This is a genomic window from Parabacteroides sp. CH2-D42-20 (assembly GCF_003670185.1).
In the GTDB taxonomy this organism is placed as follows: Bacteria; Bacteroidota; Bacteroidia; order Bacteroidales; family Tannerellaceae; genus Parabacteroides; species Parabacteroides distasonis.
Genome location: NZ_RAYG01000059.1, coordinates 1 through 7,473 on the forward strand (window position 1 = coordinate 1; position 7,473 = coordinate 7,473).

Sequence of the window (7,473 nt, forward strand, 5' to 3'; positions counted from 1 at the left end):
TGTCGACGCCAAATGAAAAAGCTAAATAAAATCAGTTGAAAAAGCTAATTAAAAAGGCTTCATGACCAGTTGTGTTTTTTGTAATTGCTAAATAGATTACAATATTATTTTAGACAAAAAGATACGGCGCATCATACTTCAAGCAGATGCGCCGTTTATATCTTATATTTGAACTGAGAGGATAAAAGTGGAGAATATCATCTTCTTTTTTGTAGCTTTTGCTCGCTAGAGAACTTGTACGCTTTGTTGAGATAATTATAAAAGGTCTTTTCTGATATGCCGTATATCGGCCAGATATAACGCCTCCAAATCTCCCGGTTACTCAACCCGCTCCTTGAGTACTCATCATAGATGCCATTGACCTCTATCACGCGTTTCTCATAACTATTCCCATTCGGGATATTATTATCTGTTTTGCTGGACATTGTCTACTTCCATGTGTTTTTATGTGAAGAATAAAAGCAAACCGGGCTGATTTGAAGGATTCAAGCCAGCCCGATAAGGGAGGTCGGGGCGATCTTACGATCGCCCCCCAACCGATACGCAAATATACAAAATAAAGTTTGAATGCACTCAGATAATTGTACTTATTATCGCCCCTAAAGCCTTATCCCTTATAGGCAAGGCGATGAAACGCTTGTCGAACCCGACAATAGTCCCCCGTTCTTCCGGGTCATTCTCCTTGGAATACAAGAATACATCACCATCGGCTTTCATTACCTCCTCCTTCTGGAAGCAAAATGAGCAGAATGTGTCTGTGTCTGATTTTTCGGCAGAAAAAGGCTTCTTTTTTAGAGTGACTGAATCATATATTGGTGTTATAGAGGTCTGTAATACATTGAATCCTGCAAACCGCTTTGGTTGTCCGTCAATAATATCTGTCAAATCTTTAAACGCTTTTATATCGAAAAGAATCAGGTCTGATACATGTTTAGGGTTTAATACGAGATAACGATCCTCAAAAGGTATATTCACATCATCAAAACATTCTTTCAGACTTAGTATATCTTCTACGGAAAGTCTTTTTCGCTTTCCTGATGTATCACCTGTTGTTGATATAACCGGTGTGTATTCTCCATCTTCCGCCGGTGCAAATGCATGTGCAGCCTTTTCTGCCGTTTTTGCTCGTAATTGGCTACGATGCCCCATCAATACCGATTCTAATTGATCATAACTATATTCTATCACTTCTGGACGGCGTACCAAGGTATTTTCAGTTTCAAATAAATCTAACTCAATACGAATTGGTTTATCTACCCGCTGTGATACCTTAATAGGGTATGTGGTATTATTTACCAACACTTCAGGGTCTACTCCCACCTCTGCCATATTAATAGCGTTGTTGTCTACTAGACTTGAAAAGTCTTTTACATAATTCAAAAATGAACTGTTAGGATAAAAATTCTTAACTAGTTGTCTTACCCATACTTCTTTGTTTAATGTACTCATAATCGTAAATATTATTTATTGTTTGATAATTCTTTTTTTACTAATTCATCATATAAAGAGGGGTTGTTTCTTAGCTCATTTGGAGCATTTTTTCTGTAATCGTCTAATGTCCACTCATGTTTCAATTTTACCCCGCCCTTGTCATATTCTTTGTTTATTATATCCATAGGTTTGAACATTACTGGAGCTTTATTTATCATAGACTTGAATACGTCTAAATTCTTCATTGCTAGTTTCTGCATGTCCCCAAATATAAAATCAGATGAATAGGTTCTGAATTTATCCTTATTAGAATCCACAAATGACCTGTATTCTTTTTTTTGAGTATCTTCGTATAATTTACGTTTAGAGGCGATGAACCTTGATAATTTTAACGGATGTTCCAGGAATATCTCCTCTAACTCGGCAATCTCTTCTTGTTGAATAATGCCATCTAAGTGTGCCATATGCAAACACTCCTTTACATATTTTTCGGTAGGCGATAATCCCTTTAACGTGTTAATGCCCGATAATACATCATCAATAGTTGCCGTATCCGGCAATCCTAACGCTTGTAGTAACGATTTAAAATCCTGTTCATTCATTGTCTTTTGATTTATTGATAGTTTTAAATAGGTGGGTAAATCCACCGGATTATTATCATAATACAGTTGTACGGCATTCTTATTACTAGGTATGTCACAAATAGAAACCTCTACCAATTCACAAGAAACCACAGTTCTAACATTATTTATTAATTCTATTACACATTTTTCTATACCAATACTGGCTCCATTTAGAAAACCTGATTCTACTTTTTCTTTAATGGTCTTCCCTGGTTCGTGGACATCATCAAAAACAGGTGTTCCATAAAATTTTATGTTTTCCACTCTTAATTTATCCCAACGGCCCACAATCCCGTTTGAGCGGTCGTGCATGTATAACATGATGGGATTTTTAATGAAACGCTCCATGTTAATTCCGGATGTCTTGACTACTAATCCTAAACTATTTAGACTTTCGTCACTCAATAGAAACTCTCTCATATTTTTTTCTCTTTTGTTTTGTTAGTTTGTTTAATTCGCTTTGAATCAATGAGCATATCTCAAAATTTTCAGTAACTAAAGCTACTTGAAGTTTCTCAGATAGGAAACGTATTTTTTCAGTCTTGTTTTGTTTATTCAAGTAGCTTTTATACATTCCTTCAAACTGTCTATGAGTTTTTTTCAACTCTGATAATTCTTGCTTGTCTATATCTTTCTTTACTGTTCCCCGGGATTTACAGAATAGATTAAGTGTTGCAGCATTCATTTTATTATCCTCAAATGAATCTCCATAAATAATACCCATCTTATAAGCTAAGTGCCATATACTTTTAATCATACGCTTCTTTTCATCTGTATGTAAAAGATAATTTATCAGTTGTTTGGCTTCTGTCATGGTCAAATCTCTACAACTATCTGTCCTGCCATCTGAAAAGCCTAGAACAATATTTTCCTTTTGGCCTGCCAATCCAAATTTGCTTAATAAAGTATGTATCATTTTAAGCTGCTTGGGGGTTATTCCTCTGTTATTCATCATCTTTTGTACTAATAAAGATTGTATTCCAATTAAAATCGAGCCTCTTAACAACCATTTCTTTTACTTTATACAAGAAATGCCTATAACCTAGAAAGTTTCGACAATCCTTTATAATCTTGCTATTACCCACAGTGATGGCATCAAATTGTGTATCCTCATTAGAAAAGAAAGTTACAACTTTACAAAGTTTGCCTTCTTTGTTGACTGAGAAAGTAACTATGGCATTGTCCATACCTTCCAAGATAGTACCTACATTTTTAAAATCAGGACTTAAACTATTAACTGTATCCATTTTTATCATAACTCCTCCTTCATTATTTTTTCTAGATAAATTTCATTCATCAAATCCCCGAAACGTTTCTTTCGTTTCAGTTCCTTTATACGGCCGGGGTCATCAATCCCGTTAGCTCTGCATATTTCTTCGATTTCTTTCGGCTGTAATCCTATGAATGAGTGCCAAAGGTTTATACGGCGTAAAAATTCCGGAATGCCTTCTTTTTCTTTGGCTGCCATCTTTAACAGGTTGTCTTTGAAATAAGGCATCCCGGCTAAAATTACCCCGCAATTGCCTTTTATTTTATCTCTAAGCACATGCAGGTAAAGAATCATTGTTTGGTTTAGTTTCCCCGCTTCATCAATGATTATCAGCGGATTTTCCAACTTGTTTAGTTCATCAGCGGCACGATTGATCATCTCGTTCAGGTTGCTTTCAAACGGATAGGCCAGTTCACGAAGCAAGGCTAAAAAGAATTGCCGGGGATTCATTGTTTTATCATAGCAGATATAAAAAACATTCTTCCGGCGGCTGTATGCGCTGATGGCTGTTGTTTTTCCCATTCCGGTATCAGCTATAAGCCCAACCATAAAATGATATTTACGCGCTTTATCACATATTTTGAATGCAGATACAAAATCAGTCGTGGAAAACAGTTCATCAACCATGTTCCTGTTACAGAAGTTCCAGATATTCATCAACATGCCTTTAGACAGCTTATCCCACTTTTCATTCTCCAGATTGGATAATGTAGCGTCACTGATACCGGATTTTACGCCAAATTCACATTTGCTGATCCCCTTTTCTTTACAATATTGGTTCACAGCCTTTTTAATCTCAACCTTTTCAGGTACATTTGCAACCGAATTTTTCATTTATTCCTGTTCTTTATGGACTGGATTACAGCCCGGTACTACCACTAATAGTACCGGGTTTTCATTCGTCCTCGTTTAAATATTTATTTATGTCAAATTCTCTGATTTCTTTTTCTGTAGCCAACATTGGGGATTCTCTCCGTTTTCGGCTCTTCTTCTCATCCTTGCCGTATGTCTGAACCTCACTGAATACGGGGATATTCGTCACGTAATCGAGGTTTACCCCCAAACGGGCCGCTTCCTGTGCTAGCATTCCGTTCTCCTTGAATTCTTCTATGATATTCTTTGGGGTCAGTTTAGCGTTCATGGCATAGGCCGCTTCCGGATCGATGGCCTCGGCTTGCCGGGCCAACTCGGCCTGTTGCCGTTTAAACGCCGTTTTAATGCCATTTATACGCCCCTTGTTCTTATTCAGAATCTCTATATCCTCATCGGTCTGGTTGGTGTATGCGCCATGCGCATATCTCTTTTTAGGAACACTACCGATCAACCTATCTGTCTTTAGGTCAAATAGGTATATTTGATCAAAGTCCATGTATCTCACGTTCACCTTTTTATTATTCAGTGTCAGGTATTGTTCCTTGTTCAACTGGAACTCATATACGGCCTTCTCCCTCTCAATATTGATTTGACCTTGGCGAACGGTATAAGGGGTTGGCTGCACGAATAACTTCAAGCGGCCTATCTCATCAATCGGGATGCCATTGTTCTCTAACGTTTGATGTGTCTCAATCGGACTTTGTCCTGTCTTACCTACCTTTGTGTTATACTCTTCCACCAAATGTATGGCTATCAGCTTGATTTGCTCCTCCGTAAGAAAAGTTCCGGCCTTTGTATACTTATCTACCAGTTCTTGCGCTGTACGCCCATTCGTACGCCGGGTCTTGATCCCTTCACCGATATAACCGTACATAGGCTTGCAAAATCTTGTACCGAATGTTCCAAAACTTCGTTCTATCAATGATTTATATCGGGGGTTCTCACTGATTGTCCATCTGCTTCCCATCTTTTCGATCTTCCCCTTGAAATAATCAGATTCCTCTGTTTTGTTAAACGAATGGTTATCCGCAAGAATCTCCAATGGCAATGTGTTAGTTGTCTGGACAGCGTTCTCAAGCCCTTTGAGTATTGTCTTCGTATTCTCGCTGAAATCAATGTAATAACCAACAATACGCCCAGAGCAAGCGTCCATCACGGAGAATAGGGTGAGAGTCTTGTAGTTCTCCATATAAAAAGGCAATCTCCAACCATCGATCTGCCATTGGTCTCCCGGGTTTGTGGCCCGGATGATCCCGGCGTAGGGCAATTGGCTGATACCTTTATCAAGTCCATATCGCGTTGGATAAACGGTAGGTAACACTTTGTACATATAAGTCTTGACCCATGATAAAGAGGGTGATTTATAACCATGTTCTCGGCACAACTCACAAACCTTGTCATGTATGAATTGGGCTGAGTACGCCTTGCCGGACGAAAGAGCGTCTAGGACCCATTTTTTCAAAACCGGGCCATATTCCTCATCACGGCCTCCACGGTGATCTATCACATTGTTTTCGATACCGCTCTCCTTAATATTCTTGATTGCTTGACACATGCGCACATAAACGTATTTTTCCGGGTATATCTTAGAGAATGCCTCATGAAGCTCACGAAGCTTGGGACGTTTCCGTACAGAAATGAATTCATCATATATTTCCATCACAACTACCCACACGGCATGAAGCTTGGCGTATCTCAATGCTTTTTCATCATTGCCTACCATATCTTGATAATACTCCAAGTACTTGATAAATCCTTTTTCGTATGCGCTATACATCTTGTTGTAGTATCCTTCTGATATTGAGACAGTCTTTTGAATTTCTATGCTTGATAGAATTTCGTCTTTACTTGGTAGCTTGGATTTTGTGCTATCTGGGATATGATCATAGGGGACATAAATAGTGTCACCCATGCGCATTTTAGCAAGTAGATTTCTTTTACTCCATTGCTTAATAGCTTCCTTGCCAATGCCTTTATCAATAAGCCATTGATAAGATACATAGACACTTTGATTATATACTCTTAATGAATTCATTGGCTATTAGCATTTTGCTCTCTTCTTCCTCTTTCAGATATTTACACTCAATTAAGATGGCATCTTCTATTCGTTTGTTTGAACCTCGACCATTGATGTAGTTGCAAACCGCAGCAGATGTAATACCCAGTTTACTAGCGATCTTTGTCAAGGTTCCATAAGGAAGCCTCTTTTTGATTTCTTTTCTAATTTCCACCGGTAATGCCATAAATTCACTATATTTGCTTTAATTTGTGTTTAATTCCGATGCAAATATAGTTAATACCGATATATAAAACAAGTTTTATGAAAGAAAATATAGTTAATTACGATACTGAGTTGAATAATAGGGTCAAGTATATAAGAAAAGAGAGAGGCTTAACACAAAAAGATTTTGCGGAGAGTTTAGGAATAAAACAAGCTACATTATCAGATATAGAAAGATGCAAGATAGGTGTTAGTACAAATCTCGTTAGTAAGATAATCAAAACCTATGATGTAAATCCAGAATGGCTTATGACAGGACAGAATGGAATAAAAACAGTTAATACCGATAATGACTCTTTCAAATATTCCATTCCCCCCAATTCTATTGAAGGAAAATCTTTGATTACAAATTTCGAATATATCGATATAGAGAATCAATTAAACAAGCTGATCAATGTTAATGCCGGATTGATGCAAGGATGCTTTATGGATATTTTGCATAAATTACTATCTCTAGCATTTGAAAATATTACAGACGAAGAAGAAATGGAAGTAGTAGGTAAAGAGAAAATGTTTGCAGAGCAGTTTAGCTCTTATATAAAAAAGCCGGACTACTATAAATTAGAAATAGAGGATAAGTTTAAAATTTTATGGGATCAGCATGATGTACAAAGCAAAATGCTACTCAAGGTTATTAAACTAATAGATATTTTAGAAAGAAAGTCATTAGAGGTAGAACAATAAAATAACGGTAGGTACATTTGCGTTCAATATTATGTACCTATTGGATGTACCGATTATGTACCTACCATTGAGTTTTTGCCCCTTTCAAACTTGAAAAACACAACCAAATTCAACTAAAAAGTAAAGTTTTCACTCTGAAAACAGGCAAAAATATGGGGTTCGTGTAAAGTAAAAGTAAATGAGTGTAAAGTAATTAGCATTTACAATAAACTAATCTTTTCCTTTTTACTTCCTTCAACATTCAGATATTCAACAGGTTTTCAAAAATATTCCAATCAACATCTATTTAGCTTATTCAAATACCCCCCACA

General features: G+C 37.0%; 9 protein-coding genes. 1 reads left to right on the top strand and 8 read right to left on the bottom strand.

Annotated features, from left to right (window positions below; all coding sequences use genetic code 11):
- Positions 1 to 197: 197 nt before the first annotated feature.
- The 8 genes from D7V92_RS21390 to D7V92_RS21425 form a co-directional block, all read right to left on the bottom strand.
- On the bottom strand, positions 198 to 425 hold the full coding sequence (locus D7V92_RS21390) for a hypothetical protein (protein WP_121773748.1): 228 nt from the start codon (positions 423 to 425) through the stop codon (positions 198 to 200).
- Between the two features lie 148 nt (positions 426 to 573).
- The gene (locus D7V92_RS21395; protein WP_121773749.1) at positions 574 to 1,449 is read right to left on the bottom strand and encodes a hypothetical protein; all 876 of its coding nucleotides are present in this window, start codon (positions 1,447 to 1,449) and stop codon (positions 574 to 576) included.
- A gap of 11 nt (positions 1,450 to 1,460) precedes the next feature.
- A complete protein-coding gene (locus tag D7V92_RS21400; protein ID WP_121773750.1) occupies positions 1,461 to 2,474 on the bottom strand; it encodes a hypothetical protein in 1,014 nt (337 codons plus the stop codon).
- On the bottom strand, positions 2,452 to 3,009 hold the full coding sequence (locus D7V92_RS21405; RefSeq protein WP_135960049.1) for a hypothetical protein: 558 nt from the start codon (positions 3,007 to 3,009) through the stop codon (positions 2,452 to 2,454). Before D7V92_RS21405 ends, D7V92_RS21400 begins: the two co-directional genes overlap by 23 nt.
- Positions 2,999 to 3,310 carry a hypothetical protein gene (locus D7V92_RS21410; protein ID WP_121736174.1) on the bottom strand — a complete coding sequence of 104 codons (312 nt, stop codon included), beginning with the start codon at positions 3,308 to 3,310 and terminating at the stop codon, positions 2,999 to 3,001. The genes D7V92_RS21405 and D7V92_RS21410 overlap by 11 nt, the downstream gene beginning before the upstream one ends.
- Positions 3,307 to 4,158, bottom strand: coding sequence for an ATP-binding protein (locus D7V92_RS21415; protein ID WP_121736175.1), 852 nt, complete (start codon positions 4,156 to 4,158; stop codon positions 3,307 to 3,309). The genes D7V92_RS21410 and D7V92_RS21415 overlap by 4 nt, the downstream gene beginning before the upstream one ends.
- 61 nt (positions 4,159 to 4,219) lie before the next feature.
- The gene (locus D7V92_RS21420) at positions 4,220 to 6,232 is read right to left on the bottom strand and encodes a DDE-type integrase/transposase/recombinase (protein WP_121773752.1); all 2,013 of its coding nucleotides are present in this window, start codon (positions 6,230 to 6,232) and stop codon (positions 4,220 to 4,222) included.
- Positions 6,210 to 6,440, bottom strand: coding sequence for a hypothetical protein (locus tag D7V92_RS21425; RefSeq protein ID WP_121773753.1), 231 nt, complete (start codon positions 6,438 to 6,440; stop codon positions 6,210 to 6,212). The genes D7V92_RS21420 and D7V92_RS21425 overlap by 23 nt, the downstream gene beginning before the upstream one ends.
- Before the next feature lie 77 nt (positions 6,441 to 6,517).
- Here D7V92_RS21425 and D7V92_RS21430 point away from each other — a divergent pair, with 77 nt between their 5' ends.
- Positions 6,518 to 7,162 carry a helix-turn-helix domain-containing protein gene (locus D7V92_RS21430; protein WP_121773754.1) on the top strand — a complete coding sequence of 215 codons (645 nt, stop codon included), beginning with the start codon at positions 6,518 to 6,520 and terminating at the stop codon, positions 7,160 to 7,162.
- Positions 7,163 to 7,473 lie beyond the last annotated feature (311 nt).

Bases quoted from the DNA above. Each gene is read 5' to 3' on its own strand.
- D7V92_RS21390 (WP_121773748.1), bottom strand. From the start codon at position 425: ATGTCCAGCAAAACAGATAATAATATCCCGAATGGGAATAGTTATGAG.
- D7V92_RS21395 (WP_121773749.1), bottom strand. From the start codon at position 1,449: ATGAGTACATTAAACAAAGAAGTATGGGTAAGACAACTAGTTAAGAAT.
- D7V92_RS21400 (WP_121773750.1), bottom strand. From the start codon at position 2,474: ATGAGAGAGTTTCTATTGAGTGACGAAAGTCTAAATAGTTTAGGATTA.
- D7V92_RS21405 (WP_135960049.1), bottom strand. From the start codon at position 3,009: ATGATGAATAACAGAGGAATAACCCCCAAGCAGCTTAAAATGATACAT.
- D7V92_RS21410 (WP_121736174.1), bottom strand. From the start codon at position 3,310: ATGATAAAAATGGATACAGTTAATAGTTTAAGTCCTGATTTTAAAAAT.
- D7V92_RS21415 (WP_121736175.1), bottom strand. From the start codon at position 4,158: ATGAAAAATTCGGTTGCAAATGTACCTGAAAAGGTTGAGATTAAAAAG.
- D7V92_RS21420 (WP_121773752.1), bottom strand. From the start codon at position 6,232: ATGAATTCATTAAGAGTATATAATCAAAGTGTCTATGTATCTTATCAA.
- D7V92_RS21425 (WP_121773753.1), bottom strand. From the start codon at position 6,440: ATGGCATTACCGGTGGAAATTAGAAAAGAAATCAAAAAGAGGCTTCCT.
- D7V92_RS21430 (WP_121773754.1), top strand. From the start codon at position 6,518: ATGAAAGAAAATATAGTTAATTACGATACTGAGTTGAATAATAGGGTC.